24 protein-coding genes and 1 pseudogene are annotated in these 24081 nt (G+C 69.9%); 10 read left to right on the plus strand and 15 right to left on the minus strand.

Features of this window, described 5'->3' with window-relative positions; genetic code table 11:
* Positions 1 to 265 precede the first annotated feature (265 nt).
* The 3 genes from ACQEVG_RS01750 to ACQEVG_RS01760 form a co-directional block, all read right to left on the minus strand.
* Positions 266 to 2722 (minus strand): HAD-IC family P-type ATPase, encoded by a 2457-nt coding sequence (locus ACQEVG_RS01750; RefSeq protein WP_432975881.1) that lies wholly within the window; start codon positions 2720 to 2722, stop codon positions 266 to 268.
* 109 nt (positions 2723 to 2831) lie between these two features.
* Positions 2832 to 3143: a DUF2530 domain-containing protein gene (locus ACQEVG_RS01755; protein ID WP_432975884.1), complete on the minus strand. Its 312-nt coding sequence runs from the start codon at positions 3141 to 3143 to the stop codon at positions 2832 to 2834.
* Between the two features lie 236 nt (positions 3144 to 3379).
* The gene (locus ACQEVG_RS01760; protein ID WP_432975887.1) at positions 3380 to 3562 is read right to left on the minus strand and encodes a ribbon-helix-helix protein, CopG family; all 183 of its coding nucleotides are present in this window, start codon (positions 3560 to 3562) and stop codon (positions 3380 to 3382) included.
* A 154-nt stretch (positions 3563 to 3716) separates the two neighbouring features.
* Between ACQEVG_RS01760 and ACQEVG_RS01765 the strand changes: the two genes are divergently transcribed.
* From ACQEVG_RS01765 to thpR, 3 genes are all read left to right on the plus strand, one after another.
* Complete coding sequence (locus tag ACQEVG_RS01765) at positions 3717 to 4178, plus strand: MarR family winged helix-turn-helix transcriptional regulator (RefSeq protein ID WP_432975890.1); 462 nt, start codon at positions 3717 to 3719, stop codon at positions 4176 to 4178.
* Between the two features lie 40 nt (positions 4179 to 4218).
* Entirely contained in the window at positions 4219 to 5535 is a 1317-nt protein-coding gene (locus ACQEVG_RS01770) for an MFS transporter (RefSeq protein WP_432975893.1), read from the plus strand.
* Positions 5536 to 5658: 123 nt separating this feature from the next.
* On the plus strand, positions 5659 to 6228 hold the full coding sequence (thpR, locus tag ACQEVG_RS01775; protein ID WP_432975896.1) for an RNA 2',3'-cyclic phosphodiesterase: 570 nt from the start codon (positions 5659 to 5661) through the stop codon (positions 6226 to 6228).
* Positions 6229 to 6361: 133 nt separating this feature from the next.
* On the opposite strand, the gene ACQEVG_RS01780 is transcribed toward thpR, so the two are convergent.
* The 3 genes from ACQEVG_RS01780 to ACQEVG_RS01790 all read right to left on the minus strand — a co-directional run bounded on the left by ACQEVG_RS01780 (position 6362) and on the right by ACQEVG_RS01790 (position 8611).
* Positions 6362 to 7351, minus strand: coding sequence for an aldo/keto reductase (locus tag ACQEVG_RS01780; RefSeq protein ID WP_432975899.1), 990 nt, complete (start codon positions 7349 to 7351; stop codon positions 6362 to 6364).
* Between the two features lie 52 nt (positions 7352 to 7403).
* Positions 7404 to 7994, minus strand: a complete 591-nt coding sequence (locus tag ACQEVG_RS01785) for a Uma2 family endonuclease (protein ID WP_432975902.1) — start codon at positions 7992 to 7994, stop codon at positions 7404 to 7406.
* Positions 7995 to 8086: 92 nt separating this feature from the next.
* Positions 8087 to 8611: a MarR family winged helix-turn-helix transcriptional regulator gene (locus tag ACQEVG_RS01790; protein WP_432975905.1), complete on the minus strand. Its 525-nt coding sequence runs from the start codon at positions 8609 to 8611 to the stop codon at positions 8087 to 8089.
* A 14-nt stretch (positions 8612 to 8625) separates the two neighbouring features.
* On the opposite strand from ACQEVG_RS01790, the gene ACQEVG_RS01795 reads away from it, so the two are divergent.
* Both ACQEVG_RS01795 and ACQEVG_RS01800 read left to right on the plus strand, forming a co-directional pair.
* Positions 8626 to 9174: a carboxymuconolactone decarboxylase family protein gene (locus tag ACQEVG_RS01795; protein ID WP_432975908.1), complete on the plus strand. Its 549-nt coding sequence runs from the start codon at positions 8626 to 8628 to the stop codon at positions 9172 to 9174.
* A 298-nt stretch (positions 9175 to 9472) separates the two neighbouring features.
* On the plus strand, positions 9473 to 9940 hold the full coding sequence (locus tag ACQEVG_RS01800) for a hypothetical protein (RefSeq protein ID WP_432975911.1): 468 nt from the start codon (positions 9473 to 9475) through the stop codon (positions 9938 to 9940).
* 81 nt (positions 9941 to 10021) lie between these two features.
* On the opposite strand, the gene ACQEVG_RS01805 is transcribed toward ACQEVG_RS01800, so the two are convergent.
* The 3 genes from ACQEVG_RS01805 to ACQEVG_RS01815 are packed head-to-tail and all read right to left on the minus strand — an operon-like array spanning position 10022 to position 13055.
* Positions 10022 to 12070 carry a tetratricopeptide repeat protein gene (locus ACQEVG_RS01805; protein WP_432975914.1) on the minus strand — a complete coding sequence of 683 codons (2049 nt, stop codon included), beginning with the start codon at positions 12068 to 12070 and terminating at the stop codon, positions 10022 to 10024.
* Positions 12071 to 12075: 5 nt separating this feature from the next.
* The gene (locus ACQEVG_RS01810) at positions 12076 to 12249 is read right to left on the minus strand and encodes a DUF397 domain-containing protein (RefSeq protein ID WP_432975917.1); all 174 of its coding nucleotides are present in this window, start codon (positions 12247 to 12249) and stop codon (positions 12076 to 12078) included.
* Positions 12246 to 13055 (minus strand): helix-turn-helix domain-containing protein, encoded by an 810-nt coding sequence (locus ACQEVG_RS01815; protein WP_432975920.1) that lies wholly within the window; start codon positions 13053 to 13055, stop codon positions 12246 to 12248. The genes ACQEVG_RS01810 and ACQEVG_RS01815 overlap by 4 nt, the downstream gene beginning before the upstream one ends.
* A gap of 83 nt (positions 13056 to 13138) precedes the next feature.
* Here ACQEVG_RS01815 and ACQEVG_RS01820 point away from each other — a divergent pair, with 83 nt between their 5' ends.
* A complete protein-coding gene (locus ACQEVG_RS01820; RefSeq protein WP_432975923.1) occupies positions 13139 to 13537 on the plus strand; it encodes a hypothetical protein in 399 nt (132 codons plus the stop codon).
* 77 nt (positions 13538 to 13614) lie between these two features.
* Here the strand turns inward: ACQEVG_RS01820 and ACQEVG_RS01825 are convergent, their stop codons facing one another.
* Both ACQEVG_RS01825 and ACQEVG_RS01830 read right to left on the minus strand, forming a co-directional pair.
* Positions 13615 to 14055, minus strand: a complete 441-nt coding sequence (locus tag ACQEVG_RS01825) for a CBS domain-containing protein (protein ID WP_432975926.1) — start codon at positions 14053 to 14055, stop codon at positions 13615 to 13617.
* A 277-nt stretch (positions 14056 to 14332) separates the two neighbouring features.
* A complete protein-coding gene (locus ACQEVG_RS01830; protein ID WP_432975929.1) occupies positions 14333 to 14797 on the minus strand; it encodes a hypothetical protein in 465 nt (154 codons plus the stop codon).
* Between the two features lie 260 nt (positions 14798 to 15057).
* Between ACQEVG_RS01830 and ACQEVG_RS01835 the strand changes: the two genes are divergently transcribed.
* Positions 15058 to 16227, plus strand: coding sequence for a sensor histidine kinase (locus ACQEVG_RS01835; protein ID WP_432975932.1), 1170 nt, complete (start codon positions 15058 to 15060; stop codon positions 16225 to 16227).
* Complete coding sequence (locus tag ACQEVG_RS01840; RefSeq protein WP_432975935.1) at positions 16224 to 16901, plus strand: response regulator; 678 nt, start codon at positions 16224 to 16226, stop codon at positions 16899 to 16901. The genes ACQEVG_RS01835 and ACQEVG_RS01840 overlap by 4 nt, the downstream gene beginning before the upstream one ends.
* Before the next feature lie 72 nt (positions 16902 to 16973).
* On the opposite strand, the gene ACQEVG_RS01845 is transcribed toward ACQEVG_RS01840, so the two are convergent.
* Complete coding sequence (locus tag ACQEVG_RS01845) at positions 16974 to 17660, minus strand: GDSL-type esterase/lipase family protein (protein ID WP_432975938.1); 687 nt, start codon at positions 17658 to 17660, stop codon at positions 16974 to 16976.
* Between the two features lie 98 nt (positions 17661 to 17758).
* On the opposite strand from ACQEVG_RS01845, the gene ACQEVG_RS01850 reads away from it, so the two are divergent.
* Complete coding sequence (locus ACQEVG_RS01850) at positions 17759 to 18733, plus strand: WD40 repeat domain-containing protein (protein WP_432975941.1); 975 nt, start codon at positions 17759 to 17761, stop codon at positions 18731 to 18733.
* On the opposite strand, the pseudogene ACQEVG_RS01855 reads toward ACQEVG_RS01850, so the two are convergent.
* The 3 genes and pseudogenes from ACQEVG_RS01855 to ACQEVG_RS01865 all read right to left on the minus strand — a co-directional run.
* Positions 18730 to 18942: pseudogene (locus ACQEVG_RS01855) on the minus strand (Uma2 family endonuclease); the annotation flags it as partial. The gene ACQEVG_RS01850 and the pseudogene ACQEVG_RS01855 sit on opposite strands and share 4 nt — an antisense overlap.
* Positions 18943 to 19072: 130 nt before the next feature.
* Positions 19073 to 20191, minus strand: coding sequence for a phosphoserine transaminase (serC, locus tag ACQEVG_RS01860; RefSeq protein ID WP_432975944.1), 1119 nt, complete (start codon positions 20189 to 20191; stop codon positions 19073 to 19075).
* 98 nt (positions 20192 to 20289) lie between these two features.
* Positions 20290 to 20901 (minus strand): GTP-binding protein, encoded by a 612-nt coding sequence (locus ACQEVG_RS01865; protein ID WP_432975947.1) that lies wholly within the window; start codon positions 20899 to 20901, stop codon positions 20290 to 20292.
* Between the two features lie 231 nt (positions 20902 to 21132).
* Here ACQEVG_RS01865 and ACQEVG_RS01870 point away from each other — a divergent pair, with 231 nt between their 5' ends.
* The gene (locus ACQEVG_RS01870) at positions 21133 to 24081 is read left to right on the plus strand and encodes an FAD-binding and (Fe-S)-binding domain-containing protein (protein ID WP_432975950.1); all 2949 of its coding nucleotides are present in this window, start codon (positions 21133 to 21135) and stop codon (positions 24079 to 24081) included.

Below are 24081 nucleotides of genomic sequence, written 5' to 3' on the forward strand. Positions count from 1 at the left end.
GGTCCGCGGCGCGGGTCGTGGGGTGCCCGGTGCCGTGGGGTGCTGGTTCCGGGTCCCCTCCGGGCTCGACTCCTCGGGGTCGGCGGCATCAAGGGGTCCGTGTTGATCACCGCGTCCGGCCGCCGATCCCCTACGGGGACGACCCTGCACGGCCCCTCCCCACCGGCAGGTACCCGGTGCGGCCGGCGCAGCTCCGGCTCCCCAGGGGTCTGGGGGCCTGCCCCCAGTTTCGGGAAGGGGCGGGGTGGGGGAACGAACCCGGCCGCTAAGCGAACCGCCGGTCCACCACCCGCCACGCCACCTCCAGCAGCCCCGCCCCCGCCGCCGCGATCCCCACCGCCCCCCACGGCATCGTCGTCCCCACCAGCTTCAGCGCGAAGAAGTGCTGCAGCCACGGGATCACCAGAACCAGCAGGAAGCACGCCCCCATCGCCGCCACCAGGCAGACCCGCCACCATGTGTACGGGCGGGCGATGATCGCCAGGACCCACATCGAGACCAGGAACAGCGTCAGCGTCGCCGCGCTCGTCTCCGCGTCGAGTGATCCCGGGCCGCTGTAGTGGGACCGGGCCAGCAGATACGTACAGAATGTCGCCGCCGCCGCGATCGTGCCCGCCGGGATCGCGTACCGCATCACCCTGCGTACGAAGTTCGGCTTCGCGCGTTCCTTGTTCGGCGCCAGCGCCAGGAAGAACGCCGGGATCCCGATCGTCAGCGTCGACAGCAGCGTCAAGTGCCGTGGCAGGAAGGGGTATTCGACCTGGCTGCACACCACCAGGATCGCCAGCAGCACCGAGTAGACCGTCTTCGTCAGGAAGAGCGTGGCGACGCGCGTGATGTTGCCGATCACCCGGCGCCCCTCCGCCACCACCGAAGGCAGCGTCGCGAAGCTGTTGTTGAGGAGCACGATCTGGGCCACCGCCCGCGTCGCCTCCGAGCCCGAGCCCATGCTCACGCCGATGTCCGCGTCCTTCAGCGCCAGTACGTCGTTGACGCCGTCGCCGGTCATGGCGACCGCATGGCCACGCGACTGCAACGCGCCGACCATGTCGCGCTTCTGCCGCGGAGTGACCCGGCCGAAGACCGAGTTCGCGTCCAGCGACGCGGCCATCGCGGCCTGCTCCGTGGGGAGCCGCCGCGCGTCCACCGTGTTCTGCGCGCCCGGCAGGCCGAGCTTTCCGGCCACCGCGCTCACCGACACCGCGTTGTCGCCGGAGATGACCTTGGCATGGACGTTCTGCTCGTCGAAGTAGCGGAGGGTGTCGGCCGCATCCGGACGCAGCCGCTGCTCCAGGACGACCAGCGCGGCCGGCTGCGCCGCCGCGGCGACCGAGGGCGCGTCGAGGTCGCCCGCCGTCCGGGCGAGCAGCAGCACCCGCAGGCCCCGTTCGTTGAGCTGGTCGATCTCGGCCAGGGCGGTGTCGCCCGACGGCAGGAGCACATCAGGCGCGCCGAGAAGCCAGGTGGAACTCTCGCCGTCGCCCTCGCTGAAGCTCGCGCCGCTGTACTTGCGCGCCGAGGAGAACGGCAGCGACTGAGTGCACCGCCAGTCCTCGTTGTCCGGATACGCGTCGATGATCGCCTGCAACGAGGGGTTGGGCCGCGGGTCGGACTCGCCGAGTGCGCCAAGGACCTTCCGTATACGGCTCTCGTCCGAGCCACCCAGCGGGCGCAGCTCGGTGACGTCCATGCCGCCCTCCGTCAGCGTGCCCGTCTTGTCGAGGCAGACGACGTCGACCCGCGCCAGACCTTCGATCGCGGGCAGTTCCTGCACGAGGCACTGCTTGCGGCCGAGCCGGATGACGCCGATGGCGAAGGCGACCGACGTCAGCAGCACGAGCCCCTCGGGGATCATCGGCACGATGCCTCCGACGGTCCTGGCCACCGAGTCCTTGAAGTTGTTGTTCTTGACCACCAGCTGGCTGATGACGAGCCCGATCGCGGTCGGGATCATCATCCAGGTCACGTACTTGAGGATCGTGCTGATGCCGTTGCGCAGCTCGGAGTTGACGAGCGTGAAGCGTGACGCCTCCTCCGCGAGCTGTGCCGCATACGCCTCGCGCCCCACCTTCGTCGCCGTGAACGCTCCGCCGCCCGCGACCACGAAGCTGCCCGACATCACCTGGTCGCCGGGTTGTTTGGGCACCGGGTCGGCCTCGCCCGTCAGCAGCGACTCGTCGATCTCCAGGCTGTCCGCCTCCGCCACCTCGCCGTCCACGACGACCTCGTCGCCGGGCCCGAGTTCGACGAGGTCCCCGAGGACGATCTCGGTGGTGGAGACCGCCGATGCCGTGCCGTCCCGCCGGACCGTCGGCTTGGCCTCGCCGATGAGCGCGAGCGCGTCCAGCGTCTTCTTGGCGCGCAGCTCCTGGATGATGCCGATACCGGTGTTGGCGATGATCACGTAGCCGAAGAGGCTGTCCTGGAACGGCGCGACGACGAGCATGATCAGCCACAGCACGCCGATGATGGCGTTGAACCGGGTGAAGACGTTCGCACGGACGATCTCGGTGAGGGAGCGCGAGGAGCGGACGGGTACGTCGTTGACCTCGCCCCGGGCGACCCGCTCGGCGACCTCCGCCGTCGTCAGACCGGTGGCCCGTGGCGCGAGGTGGGACTTGGGCAGCTTTCTCGGGTGTACGGGATCCAGTTCGGCGCCCGCGTCGATGGAGGGTCCGCCCGGCTCGGGGCCGTCCGTGTCGATCCTCGACCGCTGCGTCATGGTTTCGACGGTACGGCCGGAATGGCCGGTTCACCCGCCGAGTGCTCCCGGGATCAGACCGCGGTAGGACGCGAATCGTCCTGAGGCACTACGAGCGGCGCGGTACGGGCTACTTGCCTGCGCCCCGCTCGCCTTCCTCGCTCGACGCGGACGGTCCCGCGGTCCGCGACGACTCCGCGGCCTGCGCGCGCTTGAGCGCCGTCTCCCGCCCCCGTACGTACCAGATGCCGATCAGGCCAAGACCGCCACCGGCCAGGCAGGTCCACACCCACCACATCAGATCGCGCTCGGCGAACCAGTTGTAGAAGGGGATCTGGACCAGGAAGAGGACGAACCAGAGGATCGTGCCGCCGGTGATGGTGGCGACGACCGGCCCCTCCAGGGGCTCGGGTGCCTCGTGCTTGGGGGTCCACTTCGCCATGCGCACAGTGTAGGTGGCGGCCGTCTGCGCCCACTCGGCACAGCCTTCTACGCGCGGAGACAGCGATCTCCCTCTGACGTGTTCACACTAAAACGGTTTGCGCGTGACCGGATTTATTCGTACGAAAGCACCAAGTCGCGTGCGATGTACGTCGTCTCCGCCGTGTTCGTCTTCTGCTACGCGATGCCCGCGCTGGGCCTCACGTAAGGCGCGTACGCCGCGTCACGCACGGCCGGTCACGTCCGGCCGTAGAACTTCTCCGTCTCGTCGACGGCCGCCTTGAAGCGTTCGTCGAAGTCATCGCGGATGAGCGTCTGGACCACATAGTCCTGGACGCTCATTCCGCGTCTGGCGGCATGGTGCCTGAGCCGGTCGAGGAGCTCACCGTCCATCCGCAGGCTGAGCACTGTCGATCCCATGCCGGCCAGCGTTGCCGTCGGCCAGGGCCAGTGCATCACTTTCCGGATATGTCTCACTCATATGAGTGATGAACTGATCTCAGGACGAGGTCGGTGGCCCCTGCGCGGAATCACGACTGGTCTTTAGGCTGGGTAATGAGTTACGCTAACAAACATGCCTGACCTGTCCCACGACAGTGACGCCGATGTCGCCGCCGTGAACTCTCTGCGCTCGGCCGTGATGCGGCTGGGCCGACGCCTGAAGCATCAGCGCGTCGACGAATCGCTGAGCCCCACCGAGATGTCGGTGCTCGGCACCCTTGCCCGCTGCGGCTCGGCCACCCCCGGTGAGCTGGCCCGCAAGGAGCACGTCCAGCCGCCGTCCATGACCCGGATCGTGGCACTGCTCGAAGCCAAGGGACTGGTCCGGCTGGAGCCGCACCCCGATGACCGCCGGCAGAAGGTGGTCAGCCAGACCGAGCAGGCCGAGGCCATGCTCGAACAGAGCCGCCGCAAGCGGAACGCCTGGCTGGCCTCGCTCGCCGAGGGCCTGGACGAGGACGAGTGGGCGAAGCTGCGCGCAGCCGCCCCCGTACTGGAGAAGCTCGCGCACCTGCCCCCATCTTCCCGGGGGTGACCCACTGACCCCTTTACCGCAACTGAGGAGGCGAACCCTTTTGAGTTCGGGACCCGGAGCAGACTCCGCACCCGCACCCGCACCTACAACCATGTTCAGCTCGCTGAAGATCCGTAACTACCGGCTCTTCGCCACCGGGCAAGTCGTTTCCAACACCGGCACCTGGATGCAGCGCATCGCCCAGGACTGGCTGGTGCTGACCCTCACGGGATCCGCCTCCGCCGTCGGCATCACCATCGCGCTGCAGTTCCTGCCGATGCTGCTCTTCGGTCTGTACGGCGGAGTACTCGCCGACCGGCTCCCGAAGCGGCCGCTGCTGCTGGCCACCCAGTGCGCGATGGGCCTCACCGGTCTCGCGCTGGCCGTCCTCACCCTCAGCGGGCACGTCCAGGTCTGGCACGTCTACCTCACGGCCTTCCTGCTCGGCCTCGTCACCGTGGTCGACAACCCGGCCCGGCAGTCCTTCGTCGCCGAGATGGTCGGCCCCGAGCAGCTCGCCAACGCGGTCAGCCTCAACTCCGCCAACTTTCAGTCGGCTCGCCTCGTCGGCCCCGCCGTCGCCGGTGTGCTGATCACCGTCGTCGGCAGCGGCTACGCCTTCCTCTTCAACGGCCTGTCGTTTCTCGCCCCCATCGCCGGCCTGCTGTTGATGCGCCCCGGCGAACTGCACAAGGTCGAGCGCGCGCCGCGCGGAAAGGGCCAGCTGCGGGAGGGGCTGAAGTATGTCGCGGGCCGGCCCGAGCTGATCTGGCCGATCGTCCTCGTCGGCTTCATCGGCACCTTCGGCTTCAACTTCCCGATCTGGCTGTCGGCCTTCGTGGACGACGTCTACCACTCGGGCGCGAGCACATACGGCCTGCTCAACACGCTCATGGCCGGTGGCTCGCTGGCCGGCGCCCTGCTCGCGGCCCGGCGCGGCACCTCGCGGCGGCGGGTGCTCGTGGGCTCGGCGGTGCTCTTCGGCGTCCTGGAGATCGTGACCGCGTTCGCGCCGCAGTTCTGGATCTTCGCGGTGCTGTTGGTGCCGATCGGGATGTTCGGCCTGACGGTCAACGTCACGGCCAACTCCACTGTCCAGATGGCGACGGACCCGCTGATGCGGGGCCGCGTGATGAGCCTGTTCATGATGGTCTTCACCGGCGGTACGCCGCTGGGTGCGCCCCTCGTCGGCTGGATCACCGACACGTACGGACCGCGGATCGGCTTCGCGGCGGGCGGCACGGTGGCGCTGATCGCGGCGATCGGAGTCGGCGTGATGCTCGCCCGGGTGGGCGGGCTGCGCCTGAAAATCGATCTGCGGCGGGGACGCCGGCATGTGGAGTTCGTACCGAGGGAGCAGCTGGCGACAGCCGTGTGAGCCGGTCCCGGGCCCGTCTCCGGGGGAGTCCGGTCGGTCTCGTCGGCTGGTCCGGGCAGCCCCGGCCGGCCCCGGCCTGTTCCGCCGGTCCCGTACGGCCCCGGTTTGGGCCAGACTCGGATCATGAGACTCTTCGCCGCCGTACTGCCGCCCGCCCCGGCAGTCGACGAACTCGTCCGTACCGTCGACCGGTTGAGAACCCTGCCCGGCGCGGACGAGCTGCGCTGGACCGGCCGGGCGGGCTGGCACTTCACGCTCGCCTTCATGGGCGAGGTCGACGACGGCCTGCTGCCCGAGCTGCACGAGCGGCTCGGACGGGCCGCCCACCGGTCCTCCCCTTTCCCGCTGCGCCTCCATCAGGGCGGCCGGTTCGGGCACCGGGCGCTGTGGACGGGCGCCGCGGGCGGCCTGGAGGAGATGCGCCTGCTCGCGGAACGCGCGGACGCGGCCGCCCGGCGGGCCGGGGTCAGCATGGAGGAGCACCGCCGTTTCCAGGCGCATCTCACGCTCGCCCGCAGCCGCCACGAGGCCGATCTGCGCCCGTACGTCGAGCAGCTCAGCGGTTTCGAGGGCACGCCCTGGGAGGTGGCCGAGCTCGTGCTCGTACGCAGCAATCTGCCGGTGAGCGGGGTGAAGGGCGAGGAGCCGCGCTACGAGACGGTCGGTGCCTGGCCGCTCGGGCGGGCCGGTTAGTCTCGAAGCGTGAACCCCAAGACCAGAAACCAGATCATGGCGGGCGTGCTTGTGCTGATGTTCGCGATCATCGCCGTCGCGGCCCTGGTCGGTCAGTAGACCTGACCGACCACCACGCCCGCTGTGCCGTCCGCTACCAGGCGAAGGCCTCGGGGGCCGGTCCAGGACCGGGGAAGATCTCGTCGAGACCCGACAGCATGTCGTCGCTCAGCTCGAGCTCGACGGCGCGCAGCGCGGACGCCAGCTGGTCGGCCGTACGCGGCCCGACGATCGGCCCGGTGACTCCCGGCCGGGTGAGCAGCCAGGCCAGCGCGGCCTCGCCGGGCTCGAGCCCGTGCTTGTCGAGGAGATCCTCGTACGCCTGGACCTGTGCCCGAACGGCGGTGCTGGCCAGCGCGTCGGCGCTGCGGCCACTCGCCCGCCGCGCCCCCTCGCTCTCCTTCTTGAGCACACCGCCGAGCAGCCCGCCGTGCAGCGGCGACCAGGGGATGACCCCGAGGCCGTACTCCTGCGCGGCCGGGATGACCTCCATCTCGGCGCGGCGCTCGGCGAGGTTGTACAGGCACTGCTCGCTGACGAGGCCGTACGAACCGAGGCGGCGGGCCGTCTCATTGGTCTGGGCGATCTTCCATCCGGGGAAGTTGGAAGAGCCCGCGTAGAGGATCTTGCCCTGCTGGATGAGGACGTCGATCGCCTGCCAGATCTCCTCGACGGGCGTGTGCCGGTCGACGTGATGGAACTGGTAGAGATCGATGTAGTCCGTCCGCAGCCGCTTGAGGCTGGCTTCGACGGCGCGGCGGATGTTGAGTGCGGAGAGCCGGTCGTGATTGGGCCAGGGCTCGCCGTCCGCGGCCATGTTCGCGTAGACCTTGGTGGCGAGGACGACCTTGTCACGGCGGTCGCCGTCGTTGGCGAACCAGCTGCCGATGATCTCTTCGGTACGGCCCTTGTTCTCGCCCCAGCCGTAGACATTGGCGGTGTCGAAGAAGTTGATCCCCGCGCCGAGCGCGGCGTCCATGATGGTGTGGCTGTCGGCCTCGTCGGTCTGCGGCCCGAAGTTCATCGTCCCGAGGACGAGTCGGCTGACCTTGAGTCCGGTGCGTCCGAGCTGTGTGTACTTCATGGGTACCAAGCCAACGCCTTGGAGCACGCTCCAGGCAAGGACGGCCGCGTGGTCAGTCGCGGGGGAATTTGTCGGTGGAGAGGGTGAGGCCGAGGGGTGTGTTGGTGAGGTCGACCGGCTGCCCGAAGGCGACCTTCGTCTCGGTCATGTAGTCCCCGTCCTTGGGCTGGGTGTGGAGGAGACATTTGCCGGTGTACGGGTCAACGATCAAAAAGACGGGGACTTCGGCGACGGCGTAGGCGATCTTCTTCGGGCCGTAGTCGTTGAGTGCGGTGCCCTTGGAAATCACCTCGGCGATGAACTCCACGTCCTCGAAGCGCCAGCGGCCTCGGCTGTCCTCCACCGCTCCGTCGCGGAGCTTTGCCACGTCAGGGCAGAAGCCGTTCTCCGGGCCGGGGAAATCGATGCGCACGTCCGACAGCACCTCGACATCCATGCCGAACTTGTCTTCCAATGCTCTGGCGATCCTGCGGATGATCTCCCAATGGACTTTCCGCTGCGGCGACATGAAGACGATTCCCCCGACGATCTCAACCTTGGTTCCTTCGGGGACGGGCATCTGCTCAAGCCTCTCGAACCACTCGTCCAAGCGCTCGGCGTTGTCGTCGGCCATGTCGATCCTGCCGCTCTCTACGACGGTCATCGTTGCGCTCCTCCCCGCTGCAGCGGGGTCGCATGCAGCCGCGCAGTCAACGATACGCACGGTGACCGGGAGATGCCGGTGGCGAGAACTCGTCAGGCGCCGCCGAACCAGCCCGCCGCGTCCAGCCGGAAGGCATCGGCCGGGACGACCGTACGCAGCGCCTCCTCGATGTCGGCCACGCGCCGCGTGCCCAGCGCGTCGGCCCACTCCGCCCGCAGTTCGTCGAAGATCGCCGCCGAGCGGGCGAGGGCGTCCAGGCCGTGCGGGGTCAGGCGGACGAGCTTGCGGCGCGCGTCGGCCGGGTCGTCCGCCCGTACGGCGTAACCCAGGGCCACGAGCCGGTCGACCGTCTTGCCGGCCGCCTGCTTGGAGACGCCGAGCCGCCGGCCGATCTCGCTCGCGGTCGCGCCGCCCGCGCCGATCGCCTGCATCGCGAAGCCGTGCGCGGGCCGGACGTCCGGGTGTCCCTGCTCGGCCAGTTCGGCATGGAGCCGGTCGATGAGGGACCGGAACCCCGCGAAGAGGAGCAGGGGCAGCTCGTAACCGGGCGTGTCTGCAGCGGCCTTGCGGATATCGACAACCTGGTTTACCTTTTTTTCGTCAACCACATTGTCCATCGTAGGGGGAAGTCGTGTTCGTCGATCACACCTTGGAGTCCGCCCCGGCCGCGTCGCGCCGCTCGTTGGAGGCGGTGACCCGGAGCATGGGGCACTTGCCGCCGGCCGCGGCCCGGCTGGCCACCTCGCCGCATCTGCTCGACGGCTTTCTGAAACTCAGCGCGATGTTCGAGCAGACGACGCTGGATCCCATCGCGCGCGAGGTGGTCGTGATGACCGTCGCGGCGCGCAACGAGTGCCATGTGTGCGTGGCGATCCACAGCGCGAAGCTGACGGGGCTGGGGGCGGCCGACGACATCGTCTCGGCGCTGCGGGAGCAGCGGCCCCTGGACGACGAACGCCTGGAAGCGGTACGGCAGTTCACGTTGGAGGTGCTGCGTACGGCGGGGGGTGTGGGGGACGAGGAGCTGCGTGCGTTCCTGTCGCACGGCCACACGGAGCAGAACGCCCTGGAGGTGGTCATGGGCATCGGGACGTACACGATGTCGACGCTGGCCAACCGTCTGACGCGGGCGCCGTTGGAGGCAGGTCCCTCCCGGACGGGCAATGCCGAGGCGTCGTAGGCATACGACCCGTCCCGACCTTTCGCGACGGCCCCCCGTCCACGAGCAAACGTGCTCGTGGACGTGAGGGCCGGCGACCCTCACTCGCACGGGTCTGTCAAACCCGGTCGGATCTGGCCGGTGCATGTCAAGAATCATGGGGATCGGGCTTGCTTTCTCAGGGAGCCCGTGCCCCAATGCAATGGTCACTGACTGCCCATCAGGCCCGGGATCCCCACACCCACCCCCGGACACCGTGCAGTGCGTAGTGGCAGTCGGCGATGGCATCCCGTACACCCCCACACGAAAGCGGGACCCCATGAAGCACGGCAGATTCGGAATCGGCGTATTAGTGAGCACCGGCCTGGCGGCCGCGGGTGCGCTCGTGGCGGCGCCCGCCGCGAGTGCGGTGACCCCGCAGACCGCGACCCTCGGGTTCGACTGCGGCTCCTACGGTTCGGGCACGGCGACGCTCACGGCCACCCAGGACGGCACGGCCGCGACCATCAGCGTGTCCACGTCGGCCATCAAATCCCCGATCAACATCGGAGCGAACTCGGTCAAGTCGACCCTGACGCTCACCAAGAACGGCTCCGGCACATCGACGTTCACCGGCAATTCCAACCCGGCGATCCCCGCCGGGGGCGATGTGTCCACCGGGCCGCTCAATGGCACGGTCGCCGCGGGCGACAGCCTGGACGCGAAGTCGCTGACCGTCGTGGTCTTCGGCATCACCGTGACGTGCAATGCCACGTCGGCGCAGGCTCCCGGACCGTTCCTGTTCTGACGGCCGGAGAGGCATCAAGGGCGGGCGGCGTCACGCGCGGTGACGCCGCCCGTCTGTGTCCCCTGCCGAACCGGCGGCTGATCACTCGGTGGGCGTATTCGTGACCGCCCGGCGTCGGAACTCCTCCGCCTCGTCATGGCGGCCCATCTCGTCCAGCAGGATGGCGAGATTGCCCGCCGCGCCCGAGTAGCCCATCCCCAGGGCATCGCGGTAGAAGGACTCGGCCTCCGCGTGGCGTCCTGTGTCGGCGAACAGGTTGCCGAGGTTGTTGGCGGCCGCGGGATCGCCGTCCTCCAGATGCCGGCGGAAGATACTTTCGGCCTCTTCGGCGCGGCCGTCCTGGGCGAGCAGGACCCCGAGGTTGAACGAGGCGCTTTCATTGCCGTTGGCGATGGCATGGCGGTAGAGCGCTTCCGCTTCGTCGGCTCGACCGGCGTCAACGAGCAGGTTGCCAAGGTTCTGAACGGCGAAGGGGACGCCGGCCTCAATGGCCTGGCGGTAGAGGGTTTCGGCTTCGCCGATGCGGCCCGCGTGCGTGAGAAGCCCCGCCAGGTTGTACGCGGCCTCGGAGTCGCCGGCCTCGATGGCCTGGCGGTAGAGGGCTTCGGCCTCGTCGATGCGGCCCGCGTCGGTGAGCAGGCGCGCGAGGTTGTACGCGGCCTCCGTCATGCCGGCCTCCATGGCACGGCGGTACAGGACCTCCACCTCGTCGGTGAGGCTGTCGTCGAGCATGATGGCCAGGTTGTACGCGGCGGGGGCGTGACCGGCCTCGATGGCGCGGCGGTAGAGCGCTTCGGCCTCGTCGGTCCGGTCCGTGTCCGCCATCAGGTCGGCCAGACTGTGCATGGCCTCCGGCAAGCCGGTCTCCATGGCCTGGCGGTAGCGCGTTTCCGCCTCGTCGATCCGGCCCGCCCTGCTCAGCAGGACGCCGAGGTTGTGCGTGGCTGTCGGGGACCCGGCGTCGGCCAAGGGCAGCCAGGCCCTTTCGGCCGTCGTCCATGCGTTGTGCTGGGCGGCGTTGACACCGACGGCGAAGCGGTCCGCATCCTCGTCGGCATGACCGATCGCCGCCTCCCAGACCCAGGCCGGAATCTCCGACTCCGTGTGGTCGACCAGATAGTCGAAGGGTGTCCACCGATCGTCGTCCGCGGGCAGCAGCAGACTCGTCACTCCGTGACGTACCCGGGCGGCCCAGGCGAACGCGTCGTCCAGGGACTCGGGCCGCAGCACCGGTCCACCACCCGCTGCCAGATGCTGCTCGTGCACCTCCGCAAGCAGGTCGGTGCCGTACGGACCGCGCAACCCGGCTCGGGCGAGGTCGACGGCCGCGGCGACCAGCGCGGCCCCGCGCGGATGCCCGTTCGCCGACCAGGCGCGCAGCCACTCCTGAAGGAGCGCCGGCCCGGCGGCAACGTATTCGGCAATGCCGTAAGGACCGTGGTGGGCAAAGGCATCGACGATGCGTGAGTCGTCGCACTCCGCCGCGCGAGCCAGTTCGTCCGCGCTCCACAGCCGGTTGAGGTCGATCACCTCCGCCAGCGGCAGCACCTGCGACGCGACTCCGCCGTCGCGCTCGGCGCTGAAGGTCTCGTACGGCTTCACGCGCATCGTTGCCACGACTGGCACGTCGAGCCGGACGAAGTCGTCGAGCACGTCGGGCTCCAGGCCGTCCGGGCCCAGATAGCGCTCCAGGTCGTCGAGCCAGACCACGCACGGCGCCCCGGCGCGCTCCACCGCGTCGGGGGCGGGGCCAAGGCTGCCGCCCACCGGCGGGGCGAGCACACGATGGCCCGGCACCACCGCGCGTACCGCCTCGAAGGCGGCCCGGGTCTTCCCCGCGGTCGAGTCGCCCACGACGAGGACCAGGCCGCCCTCCGCGATGCGTTCGCGCAGTACGCCGTCGACGTCACGCGCGACGTACGGCGGGACTTTGCTGCCGTCCTCGCCGGGCCGGGCCTTGTGTGCGCCCGCCTTCAGGGCCTCCCACTCGCGGGCGAGCGGCCAGTGGGAGGGGGAGCGGAGATAGCGGGGTATCTCAACGGGGGCCGACGCGATCGTCAGGCTGCTGATGGTCTCGGCCTGGACGACGGGGCCGCCCTGGCTGCCGCCGGAGATCTCGTTGCGGGCCAACTGGCTTACCGGACCGACTCGATGAAGGTGGACCAGGCGGTGGGGGCGAGGGTGAGGGAGGGGCGGGTGGTGTCTTTGGAGTCACGGACGTGGACGGTGGCGGGGCAGGTGGCTACCTCGACGCACTCGCCCTGCTCACTGCTGTAGCTGCTCTTGAACCACTTCAGGTCCGTGCTCATAGTCCCTCTGCCACCTGCTTGATCAGTTTCGCGGACTCTTCGGGGGTGAGTGCCTGAGCCCGCAGAATGCCATACCGACCGAACATGTCACCTAGGTCCGGCTGTTCGCTCACGAAGTAGCCGCCGTTCTGTCCTTCTACATAAGCGAGCTGCCGACGCTCCGCTGTCTCCAGAAGGATCATGGGCCCTGCGAGTCCGGCGTGGGTCTGGCGGTCATGCGGCATGACCTGGACCTCGACATGGCGAAGGCGACCAACGTCGAGGACGTGGTGAAGCTGATCCTTGAGGACCAGAGGGCCCCCGAGGGGACGGGTGAGCGTGCTCTGCTCCAGTACGTAACTGATGATGGGCGTGGGCTTGCGGTGGAAGAGCTTCTGTCGCTCCAGCCGGGCCGCAACGCGCTTCTCGATCTCCTCGTCGTCCAGCGGCGGGCAGTAGTTGCAGTTGTAGACGGCTCGGGCGTATGCCTCGGTCTGGAGCGCACCGGGGATCACATGGTTCTGGTACGAGTGAAGGGCGACCGCGTTCTTCTCCTCGTCCAAGTAGTTCTCGGTCCAGGGCCGGAGTCCGTTGTTCTTGAACTCCTTCTCCGCAACTACCAGTAGTGCGCCTTGTGCACCCAGCGCCTCGTCCGCGTTCGGGACGAACGTCCCCCTCGGCCGCCGCTCTCCGCGCTCCACCATGGCTACCTGGGACTTGGAGAATCCGATCCGCCCGGCCAGCGCCTCCTGCGACATGTCGGCCCGTTCGCGGTGGAAGCGCAGTAACGCGCCGAACGACCTCGAACCCCGTTCACTGGAGTGCACGACGTCCTCCCCGAGTGCACAGACCTGCACGACCCTCGTGTGGTGCTGGTCACATTGAACCCCGGCGCGGAATCGTCTCGTCCATGAACCGAGAAAGTGCCCCCACCTGGGTGCCTGCATCCGGACACGCCCTGCGTCACGCGGGCATCCACTTCGACGCCGTACGCATCGCGGGCATGCTGGCCGAGGAAGTGGCTTACGAGCTGATGCAGTTCACCGACTTCCACGCAGGGCCGATCGTGCGCGAGGCGACGGGCGAGCGGTACATGTACTTCCTGTTGCCGCCGCAATCGGCCGGGGCGCATGTTTGGCCCGCGGGGGCACGGCCGCTCACTCGGAGCGGGCGAGGCTCGGCGTTCGTGGGAGTGCCCGCGCTGGAGGGGCTGACCTGGCCGCTGGACTGGCGGTCCCGGCCGTCCATCGAAGTTCCGTTCGTAGAACCGGGGTTGTTGCACAAGGTGGTCGCGCGTGCTGTACGGTGATCGCGTCATCACGCTCTGTGTGCGGAGCGGTCCCCGGGAGATGCGCCAACGCCAACCGAGGACCTTCACACAAGCGGTCAGGCGTTCGCGTACACCTTGGTCGCGAACTCCGCGATCTGCGCGTCCGTGAGGTTCCTCGCGAGATTGGCCTCCGTGATCATGCCGACCAGTTGATGGCCCTGCTCGACGTCGATCACCGGCATCCGCTTGATCTGGTGCTGCTCCATCGTCGCCAGAGCCTCGTCCGCGCCCGCGCTCGCGTTGATCCAGTGCAGTTCCCCGCTGAGGGAGCCGGCCTGTACCGTCGCCGGGTCGATGCCCTCGGCGCAGCACTGGACGACGATGTCGCGGTCGGTGATCAGGCCGGTGAGCCTGTTGTTGTCGCCGCAGATGGGCAGAGCCCCGACGTTCATGTCGCGCATCATGATCGCCGCTTCCTTCAGCGACTGGTGTGCACCGATGCACTGCACGCCGGCGGTCATGATGTCGCGGGCCGTGAGTTGCTTCTTCGTAGCCATGGTTTTTCCTCCCGCCTCCTGGGAGCGGGCCACGGGCACGCCGGAGTGGCCTGTCCTGGGTCGCCCCCTTCCAGGGTCACCTCCCTGCGGGCGGTTCGCATCCGCACGAGAGGCCGCGAGGCCGCGAAGGCTGCGAGGGCCGCGAGAGGACTAGGGGCGGCTGCCTCTGTTGCGGCGGTGAAGACGGACCCTGGGCGGCCCGGCCCTCCCGCTGAGGGAGGACCGGGCCGCACTTCGGTCGCGCCACGCGGTTCGTCGGCGACGACCGTCCCCCGTCTCAGCGGTAGTAGTAGGCCTTCGCCTCGATCGTGTGCGCTTTGCCCTTCAGGTAGATGCGCATGTAGTACGACGTGCCGGACGACGCGTTCGCCTTCACCGTCATCCAGCCGCCGTTGCAGTAGCCCCAGCCGCCCTTCTTGACGACCTTCTTGTCGCGGGTCCGCACCACGTCGATCTTGTACTTGGTGCCGTCACCGCCGTTCCAGCAGCGTGCGTTGACGCCGAGCGTGCCGCTGCGCGGGACGAAGTCGGGCGTGGCCCAGTACTTGGTGGGCTTGTGGCTCTTCGGGCCCCAGATCAGGTGCCAGCCCGCCTTCGCGGCGGAAGCTTCGGTCCGCGAAGCGGCGGTGGCCGGTGCGCTCTGCGCCGCCGGCGCTGCCTGGGCGGCCGGAGCGGCTATCGCGAGCCCGGTGCCCAGCGCCACCGTGGCCGTCGCCAGGGCGAGGCTCTTTCGTGCCGTCATCGTGTCGAATCCTTTCCCGGACCACCGGCCGGGTTCCCCCGTTGGGCACCCCGTGTCGACCGTGTCCGCGTGGCGCCCCGTGGTCGGCCGCGGCGCCGTCGTGCTGGTCCAAGAAGCTACGGGCGGCCCGTACCGGGCCGCGTCCGGCGACGGGTTGAACTCCTGGCAGACCCGCGGCAGTAGGCACACGGTTCCTGCACCTTTCGTGGTACCGCGGCAGTTTGACGTCCCGCCGCCCGCCCCACGGCTACGCTGCGGCGATGCGGATCTGCCCCCCAGGCCGTGTTGGCCTGGCAGCCGACGCGCTGATTGCCGTGGCGCTCACCAGCGTGGCCGTGCTCCTCGGGCAGGAGGCCGCCAGCCAGGGATGGTCCGCGCTCGACGCGCGCGCCTACGTGCTCGTCGGGCTGGTCAATCTGCCGCTCGCGCTGCGCAGCAGGGCGCCGGTCGCCGTCTGCGCCTTCGTCCACCTCGTGTGGTTCTGCTACGTCACCGCCGGCTACTGGCCCGTCGTGAACACCTTCGGCCCGATGCTCGCCGTCTATACGGTGGCGTCGCTGCGTCCCGTACGCACATCCGTCACCTGCGCCGCCGCGATGGCCGGGATCTGGATCTACGCGGGAGTGGTCAGCCACAGCGACTCCATGCCGTCCGTCGTCGGCCAGGCCCTCGTCTTCCCCGCCGTGCTGTGGCGCTTCGGCGTCACCGCCCGCCGTGCCGCCGAACTTGCCCGCAGGCTCCGCGAGGAGCAGGCCGAACGGGCCCGCCGAGAAGTGGCCGAGGAGCGCGGCAGGATCGCGCGCGAGCTGCACGATGTGGTGGCTCACCACATGTCGGTCATATCGGTGCAGGCGGGCCTGGCCGGATTCGTCTTCGACTCGGACCGCGACACGGCGCGTACCGCGCTCTCCACGATCTCCGGCACCAGCGCGGAGGCCCTCGATGAACTCCGCCGCATGCTATGGGTGTTGCGGGCCTCGGACGAGGACGGCGTTCCGGACACGCCCATGCCGGGCCTCGCGCGTCTGGGGGAGATGGTCGAGCGCGTACGGTCCGGTGGCGTGTGGGTCGACCTGCGGATCGAGGGCATGGCCCGCCCGCTCGCGCCCGGCGTCGACCTGTGCGCGTACCGCGTCGTGCAGGAGGCGCTGACCAATGTACTGAAGCATGCGCCCGGAGCCAGCGCGAGCGTGGAACTGCGCTATGAGCCAAGCCAGTTGGAGGTGACCGTCGCGGACGACGGACAGGGGGTGATTCCGGACAAGGTTCGGCCGGGCAGCGGGCATGGGTTGATCGGCATGCGTGAGCGGGCCAAGCTCTACGGCGGGCGGGTCGACATCGGCCCGCGGAGTGAGGGGGGTTTCGCGGTGCGTCTGACCCTGCCCACCTCCACGCAGGCCGTACGCGAGGGAGAAGACACGTCGGGATGACCAGGGTGCTCGTCGTCGACGACCAGTTCCTGATCCGCGCCGGACTGGTGGGGCTGCTGCGCGCGGCACCCGGCATCGAGGTGGTCGGCGAGGCGGGCGACGGCGAGGAGGCCGTCGCCCTGGCCGCACAGACCCGTCCCGACGTGATCCTGATGGACATCCGGATGCCCGGCATGAGCGGCGTCGCGGCCACGGAGAAGATCCTCGCCGACGCGCCGGACCCGCTGCCCCGGGTCCTCGTCCTGACCACCTTCGACCTGGACGAGTACGTCTACGGCGCCTTGCGTGCCGGTGCCTGCGGCTTTCTGCTGAAGGACTCGGGGCCCGAGCGGCTGCTCGCCGCGGTGGCGGCGGTCGGCGGGGGAGACGCGCTCTTCGCGCCCAGCGTCACGCGCCGCCTGGTCGAGGCGTTCGCCCAACGGGCCGGAAACACCGGGAGAACGGACGAACCGCCGCCCGATCTTGGGGCGTTGACCGCGCGCGAGGTGGAGGTGCTGAGGCTGACCGCCAGAGGTCTGTCCAACCTGGAGATCGCCGGCGAGCTGTTCATCAGCGAGGCGACTGTCAAGACGCACCTCAATCGCACGATGACCAAACTGGACCTGGGCAGCAGGGCGCAGGCTGTGGTGGTGGCGTACGAGACGGGTTTGGTCACTCCAGGGGGCGCGGGCTGACCGGCCGCGGACTCAGGGGGACGGGGCGCCGCTGCGTACGCAGGTTGGGCAAGATCCGTTTGAAGACGGACCCTAGTACGCCGGCCGGTAGGGGCCGCCCATCTCCCACGCCTGGTGCATCGCCCCGGCGAAGGCCGCCGCCAGCTTGTCCTCGCCGCTCGGGCCCGGGTGCGTGCCGTCGTACGTGTCCGTGTCGATGGCGTACGACTCCGGGCGCGACGCCAGCAGAACCGGCGAGGACGCCGTGTCGAGGTCGGCGACCGCCTTTGCCAGGAGTTCGTTGAAGTGGTCGCACTCCGCGGCGAAGGGGGCGTCGGAGCGAGCCCGTATGTTGGGGATGACGGGCAGCAGGACCATCCGTATCCGCGGGTTGGCCGCGCGGGCCTCGGCGATGAACTGGCGTGCGTTCAGGGCGGTTTGGACGCTGTTCGTGTAGAAGCCGAGGTCTATCAGGCCGAGCGAGACCAGCAGGATGTCCACCTGATCGGCGGTGACCGCCGCCCGTATCAGCGGGGCCATGTGGAGCCAGCCCTCGCCCCAGCCCGCGAGATGCCGACGGGCGTCGGCGGGGAAAGCGGCGTCCTTGTAGGCACCGGACACGGGCGCGGCCGCATCGGTGTCGTACAGCTCGGTGCGCGGGCCGACGATCTCGTACGGGCCGTCGAAAGAGGCGGCGAGGTGCTGCCACATCCGGTAACGCCAGGTGTAGTCGCCGGCGCGTCCGATGGTCATGGAGTCGCCGACGAACATGAAACGCATGGGGGTCATCATGGCCGATCAAGCCACGCACCTGCGATGTGAGGCTGACCACGGGGACTGTGCCCGGGTCCACGCGCGCGAGGTGGCAGGCTGGGGGAATGCGTTCGCTTCCGTACGTCGCCGCTGCCGCTGCTGCTGCCGCCGTTGTGCTCACCGCTGCCCCCGCATCGGCCGACGACGACCCCGGGTTCACGATCAAGGACCCGAGGATCACGGAGTCCAGCGGCCTCGCCGCCAGCCGGGCGCACCCCGGCGTGTACTGGACGCACAACGACCAGGACGAGCCGCGCGTCTTCGCCGTCGACGCCCGGACCGGCGAGACCGTGGCGACGATCACCCTGCGCGGGGTCGGGAAGCCGCGTGACATGGAGGCGATCTCGGTCGGCCCGGACGGGAACGTCTACGTCGGGGACATCGGCGACAATCTCAACGGCAGCTGGGACCACGTCTGGATCTACAAGTTCCCCGAGCCGAAGGCGCTCAAGGACATGACCGTCAAGGCGACGCAGTACACGGTCAAGTACGCGGACGGCGCACGGAACGCCGAGGCGCTGATGGTGCATCCCAAGACCGGGCGGGTCTACATCGCCTCGAAGAACGAGGACGGCGGCGGCCTGTACGAAGGGCCCGCCACACTCACCTCCGCGGGGACCAATGTCTTCCGGCGGATCGGCAATGTGCCGTGGGTGACCGACGGCGCGTTCTCTCCGGACGGCAAGGAGCTGGTGCTGCGCTCGTACTTCAGCGCGCGGGGGTACGAGTGGAAGAAGGGGCGCCTCGGGGCCGATCACCGGGTGCGGGCGCCGATCCAGGGGCAGGCCGAGTCCGTGACGTACACCGCCGACGGCAAGGCGCTGATGTTCGGCACGGAGGGGGAGCAGAGTGATGTGCAGCGGGTCGCCCTCGGGGACGACTCGGCGTCGGACGGGGGCAGCAAGTCGCCCTCTGACAGGGCGACTTCGACGGAGAGCGGGCAGGGCGGGGGGAAGAGCACCTTCACGTACGGGATCATCGTGCTCGCCGGAGCGACGGCGCTCGTCCTCGGGGTGAAGCGCCTGCTGCGTCGCAACTAGTCGCGACTTTGCCGCGCGGCGGCCTGCAGCAGAGCCGTCACGTCGAGCTTCACCTCTGCGCCGATGGACTCGGGGAGCGTGATCTGCTCGCCCGGCGAGTGGACGCGGTGGTTGTCGTACCCGTTGGATACGGGGTCCGTCAGGACGTGGAGGTGATTGTGCTTGCGGTCGACGATCACGTAGACCGGGATCTTGGCCTCGGCGTAGGCGGTGGGCGGTGGCGTGTCCGGTACGCGAGCCATCACTCGCAGTGTGAGTGTGGGCCAGGCGGGTGACATCGGGCCGGTACGAGGAGGGCCCCGGAGACGCTGTCTCCGGGGCCCCTCGTACACCTCGGTGCTACAGCTTCTCGATCACGTAGTCGATGCAGGCCGTCAGCGCCTCGACGTCCGCCGGGTCGATCGCCGGGAACATCGCGACGCGCAGCTGGTTGCGGCCCAGCTTGCGGTACGGCTCGGTGTCGACGATGCCGTTCGCGCGCAGCACCTTCGCGACCGCCGCCGCGTCGATCTCGTCCGCGAAGTCGATCGTGCCGATGACCTGCGAGCGCTTCGCGGGGTCGACCACGAACGGGGTCGCGTGCTTGGACGCCTCGGCCCAGCCGTACAGGTTCTGCGAGCTCGTCGCCGTGCGGCGGACCGACCAGTCCAGGCCGCCCTGGCTGTTCAGCCAGGTCAGCTGCTCGTTCAGCAGGAAGAGCGTGGCCAGCGCCGGGGTGTTGTACGTCTGGTTCTTCAGCGAGTTGTCGATCGCCGTCGGCAGGCTGAAGAATTCCGGGACGTGCCGGCCCGAGCCGTGGATGCGCGCCGCGCGCTCCAGGGCGGCCGGGGAGAACACGCCGATCCACAGGCCGCCGTCGGAGGCGAAGGACTTCTGCGGGGCGAAGTAGTAGACGTCCGTCTCGGCGATGTCGACCGGCAGGCCGCCCGCGCCCGACGTCGCGTCGACCAGCACCAGCGCGCCTTCGTCCGCGCCCGCGACCCGCTTGATCGGGGCCGCGACGCCGGTCGAGGTCTCGTTGTGGGTGAAGGCGTACACATCGACGCCCGCCTCCGCCTCCGGGTCCGGGTGCGTACCCGGGTCGGATGCGATCACGGTCGGCTCGGCCAGCCAGGGAGCGAGCTTCGAGGCCTTCGCGAACTTCGAGGAGAACTCGCCGAAGGTCAGGTGCTGGGACTTGTTCTCGATCAGGCCGTGCGTCGCGATGTCCCAGAAGGCGGTCGAGCCGCCATTGCCCAGGATGACCTCGTAGCCCTCGGGGAGCTGGAAGAGGTCGCGTACGCCGTCACGCACCGAGCCGACCAGGTTCTTGACCGGGGCCTGTCGGTGGGACGTGCCGAGGAGGGAGGTGCCGGTGGCGGCCAGGGCGTCCAGCGCCTCCGTACGCACCTTGGAGGGGCCCGCGCCGAAACGGCCGTCGGCGGGCTTGATGTCAGCGGGAATCTGGATCTCAGCCACGTCTCGGAGCGTATCCGGTCCGGCGGCGTGGTGCGTACGCGGTCCGGCGGCTGAGACGGGCCGCGACGCTCTGACCTGCGCGTCGGCCGTGGTGTGCGTCAACCGTCCTTCGTGTGTGACGCGAGCGCGTGCAGATGCTCGACCAGCGCGATCAGTACGAACTTGCTGGAGGAGTGGTCCCGGGCGTCGAACTCCACGAGCGGTACGTCCGGCCCCAGCGTCAGCGCCTCGCGGATCTGCTCGTCGCTGTGCAGCGGCCCGCCGAAGTCGTTGACGGCGACGATGAAGGGCGTGCCGTGGTGCTCCAGGCGGTCGAGCGCGTACCAGGCGTCGGGCAGGGAGCGGGTGTCCACCAGGACGACCGCGCCGAGCGTGCCCTCGAAGAGGCGGTCCCACAGGAACCCGAAGCGTTCCTGGCTGGGCGCGCCGAAGAGATACAGGCTGCGCTCGTCGATCGTGATCCGGCCGAAGTCGAACGCGACGGTGGTGCAGCCCTTGGCGCGGGCGCGGCCGGTGTCGTCGAGGCTGCGGCCGGCGCGGCTCGTGACCTCCTCCGTGTGCAGCGGGCGGATCTCGCTGACGGAGCGGACCATCGTGGTCTTGCCGACTCCGAACCCGCCCACGACGATGATCTTCAGGGCATCGGAAGCCGTCCCGGCGAGCGCGGGGTGGGGCTGCGCCGGGGGGACCGCCCGCGAGACGCGGGTCATCGGTTCTGGGCGGTGCCGGTCATCGAGTGTTGCCTTCCGGGGATGGCGGGGCGCAACTGGAGCCGCTAGTTCCTGATCAAGTGAACGTCACTATAGGAGAGTTGGCGATCACATTGGGGCGTTCGCGGGGGGCTTTGCCAAGGGCTGGGGCGACGCACCGGGCGCAACCGGCAGGTATCCCGCTGGTGTGACGAGCGGTGTGAGAAGAGCTACAGGGGCATCCTGAGACACATGGCTGAACAGCGACAGGTGCGGCGGGGCGGAGATGGTCCGGGCGGGTCGGATTCCGGCGGGTCCGGCTCGCACGAGGCGGGTTCGGGCGGTCGGGGCTCGGGTGGACCGGGGGCGCGTGAGGCGGGTTCGCGTGACGCGGGTTCACGTGAGGCGGGCGAGCTGGCGCGCGCCCTCGCGCAGGCGGTGCGCGGCGAGGTGGACTTCTCCGCGGCCGCCCGCGCACTGATGACCATGGACGCGTCCAACTACCGGCGCGTGCCGGTCGGCGTCGTCGCGCCGCGCGACGCGGACGACGTGGCCGTCGCGCTGGAGGTGTGCCGGACCCGGGGGGTGCCGGTGGTGCCCCGCGGCGCGGGCACGTCGATCGCGGGGCAGGCCACCGGCATCGGCGTGGTGCTGGATTTCACCCGCCATATGAACGCCGTGGTGCACGTGGACACCGAGGCGCACACCGCGGTGGTGCAGCCCGGCGTCGTACTGGACACGCTGCGTGACGCCGTACGGCCCGACGGGCTGACCTTCGGGCCCGATCCGTCCACGCACAACCGCTGCACGCTCGGCGGAATGATCGGCAACAACTCCTGCGGTTCGCACTCGGTGGCGTGGGGCACGACCGCCGACAACATCCGCGGACTGTCGGTCGTGACGTACGGCGGCGCCGAGCTCCGGCTGGGCCGGGCCTGGGCGGGCGCGCCCACCGGCCTGCGCGAGCTGGTCGACCGGAATCTGGCGCTGCTGCGGACCGGCTATCCCGACGGGCTGCCCCGCCGTATCTCCGGCTATGCTCTGGACGCCCTGCTGCCCGAGCGGGGCGCCGATCTGGTGCGGGCGTTCTGCGGCAGCGAGGGCACGCTGGGGGTGGTGACGGAGGCGACCGTACGCCTGGTCGAGGCGCCGCGCGCCCGTGCGCTCGCGGTGCTCGGATACCCGGACGAGAGCGCGGCCGCCGAGGCGGCCCCCGGGCTGCTCAGCTTTGGGCCGCTCACCGTCGAGGGCATGGCCGAGGACCTGGTGCCGGACGTGCGGGGACTGCCGCGCGGCGGTGCCTGGCTCTTCGTGGAGACGGGCGGCGACACGGCGGCCGAGGCGCGCGCCCACGCGTCCGCCGTCGTGCGCGCGGCGGACGCGCTGGACGGCACGGTGGTGGACGATGCGGCCGGCATGCGGGCGCTGTGGCGGGTACGGGAGGACGCGGCGGGCACGGCGACCCGTACGGCCGACGGCGGCGAGGCCTGGCCCGGCTGGGAGGACTGCGCGGTGCCGCCCGCCCGGCTCGGGGCGTATCTGCGCGACTTCCGGGCCCTGCTCGCCGAGCACGGCCTGCGCGGCACGCCGTACGGACACTTCGGCGACGGCTGCATCCATATCCGGATCGACTTCGACCTGATGAGCGCCAAGGGCGTGCGGGCCTTCCGGCGCTTCTCGGAGGAGGCGGCGGAGCTCGTCGTCGCGCACGGCGGCTCGCTGTCGGGCGAACACGGCGACGGGCAGGCCCGCGCGGAGCTGCTGCCGAAGATGTACGGCGACGAACTGGTCACCCTCTTCGGCCGGTTCAAGGACCTGTGGGACCCGGCGGGCGGGATGAACCCCGGCATGCTGGCCCGGCCCGCGCGACTGGACGAGAACCTCCGCTTCGCCGTCCTGCCCAGCAAGCCGGTGGAGGTGGAGTTCGGCTATCCGCACGACGACGGGGACTTCGCGGGGGCGGTGCGCCGCTGTGTGGGCGTCGCCAAGTGCCGTGTTGCGGGACCGAGTTCGGGACCGGACGTGATGTGCCCGTCGTTCCGGGCGACGGGCGAGGAGCAGCACTCGACGCGTGGGCGGGCCCGTCTGCTGCACGAGATGCTGGCGGGCGATGTCGTACGCGACGGCTGGCGCTCGACGGAGGTGCGGGACGCGCTCGATCTGTGCCTGTCCTGCAAGGGGTGCCGCAGTGACTGCCCGGTCGGCGTCGACATGGCCACGTACAAGGCGGAATTCCTGCACCACCACTACGCGGGCCGGCTGCGTCCCGCGTCGCACTACGCGATGGGCCGCCTGCCGCTGTGGCTGCGGGCGGCCGCGCCCTTCGCGCGAACGGTCAACGCGGTGTCGCGGGTGCGCCCGCTGGCGGCGCTCGCGAAGCGCGTGGCCGGGATCGCCCCGGAACGCGATCTCCCCCGGCTCGCTCCCGTAACCCTGCGGCGCTGGCTGCGGGAGCACATGGGGGACCGGACCGAGGTCTTCGCGAAGAGCCGTACGGCGGTGCTGTGGCCGGACACCTTCACCGACCACCTCTCACCGTCCGTGGGCCGCGCGGCGGTACGGGTCATGGAGGCGGCGGGCATGGACATCGCACTCCCGCCGGGCCGGGTCTGCTGCGGCCTGACGTACGTCTCGACGGGCCAGCTCGACCGCGCGCGGGCAGTGCTGCGGCACACGCTGGACACGGTGGAGCCGCTGCTGGATCTGGCCGTCCCCGTGGTCGTCCTCGAACCGAGCTGTGCGGCGGCGCTGAAGACGGACCTCCCGGAACTGCTCGGCGACGACCCTCGAGCGGCCCTCCTTGCGGCATCCGTCCGCACCTTTGCCCAGGCCCTTGAGGAGTGCGCCCCCGACTGGGAGCCGCCCCGGGTCGGCCGCCCGGTCGCGGGCCAGACCCACTGCCACCAGCACGCGGTCCTGGGCGACGCGGCGGACCGCCGGCTGCGTGAACGGGCAGGCCTGGCGGGCGAACTGAGCGGTGGCTGCTGCGGGCTCGCGGGCAACTTCGGCTTCGAGAAGGGCCACTACGGGGTGTCGGTGGCGTGCGCGGAGGACCAACTGCTGCCATCGGTCCGCGCGGCGGCGGAGGACGCGGAGATCCTGGCGGACGGCTTCTCGTGCCGTACGCAGCTGGCGCAACTGGAGCAGCTGGGGGGACGGCGGGCGCGGCATCTGGCGGAGGTGCTGGCGGAAGGCCTGTGA

The organism is Streptomyces sp. CA-135486 (assembly GCF_050936555.1).
GTDB lineage: Bacteria > Actinomycetota > Actinomycetes > Streptomycetales > Streptomycetaceae > Streptomyces.

Coding starts and splice junctions, on each gene's coding strand:
- ACQEVG_RS01750 (WP_432975881.1), bottom strand. CDS start 2,722: ATGACGCAGCGGTCGAGGATCGACACGGACGGCCCCGAGCCGGGCGGA.
- ACQEVG_RS01755 (WP_432975884.1), bottom strand. CDS start 3,143: ATGGCGAAGTGGACCCCCAAGCACGAGGCACCCGAGCCCCTGGAGGGG.
- ACQEVG_RS01760 (WP_432975887.1), bottom strand. CDS start 3,562: ATGGGATCGACAGTGCTCAGCCTGCGGATGGACGGTGAGCTCCTCGAC.
- ACQEVG_RS01765 (WP_432975890.1), top strand. CDS start 3,717: ATGCCTGACCTGTCCCACGACAGTGACGCCGATGTCGCCGCCGTGAAC.
- thpR (WP_432975896.1), top strand. CDS start 5,659: ATGAGACTCTTCGCCGCCGTACTGCCGCCCGCCCCGGCAGTCGACGAA.
- ACQEVG_RS01780 (WP_432975899.1), bottom strand. CDS start 7,351: ATGAAGTACACACAGCTCGGACGCACCGGACTCAAGGTCAGCCGACTC.
- ACQEVG_RS01785 (WP_432975902.1), bottom strand. CDS start 7,994: ATGACCGTCGTAGAGAGCGGCAGGATCGACATGGCCGACGACAACGCC.
- ACQEVG_RS01790 (WP_432975905.1), bottom strand. CDS start 8,611: ATGGACAATGTGGTTGACGAAAAAAAGGTAAACCAGGTTGTCGATATC.
- ACQEVG_RS01800 (WP_432975911.1), top strand. CDS start 9,473: ATGAAGCACGGCAGATTCGGAATCGGCGTATTAGTGAGCACCGGCCTG.
- ACQEVG_RS01810 (WP_432975917.1), bottom strand. CDS start 12,249: ATGAGCACGGACCTGAAGTGGTTCAAGAGCAGCTACAGCAGTGAGCAG.
- ACQEVG_RS01820 (WP_432975923.1), top strand. CDS start 13,139: ATGAACCGAGAAAGTGCCCCCACCTGGGTGCCTGCATCCGGACACGCC.
- ACQEVG_RS01825 (WP_432975926.1), bottom strand. CDS start 14,055: ATGGCTACGAAGAAGCAACTCACGGCCCGCGACATCATGACCGCCGGC.
- ACQEVG_RS01830 (WP_432975929.1), bottom strand. CDS start 14,797: ATGACGGCACGAAAGAGCCTCGCCCTGGCGACGGCCACGGTGGCGCTG.
- ACQEVG_RS01835 (WP_432975932.1), top strand. CDS start 15,058: ATGCGGATCTGCCCCCCAGGCCGTGTTGGCCTGGCAGCCGACGCGCTG.
- ACQEVG_RS01840 (WP_432975935.1), top strand. CDS start 16,224: ATGACCAGGGTGCTCGTCGTCGACGACCAGTTCCTGATCCGCGCCGGA.
- ACQEVG_RS01845 (WP_432975938.1), bottom strand. CDS start 17,660: ATGCGTTTCATGTTCGTCGGCGACTCCATGACCATCGGACGCGCCGGC.
- ACQEVG_RS01850 (WP_432975941.1), top strand. CDS start 17,759: ATGCGTTCGCTTCCGTACGTCGCCGCTGCCGCTGCTGCTGCCGCCGTT.
- ACQEVG_RS01865 (WP_432975947.1), bottom strand. CDS start 20,901: ATGACCCGCGTCTCGCGGGCGGTCCCCCCGGCGCAGCCCCACCCCGCG.
- ACQEVG_RS01870 (WP_432975950.1), top strand. CDS start 21,133: ATGGCTGAACAGCGACAGGTGCGGCGGGGCGGAGATGGTCCGGGCGGG.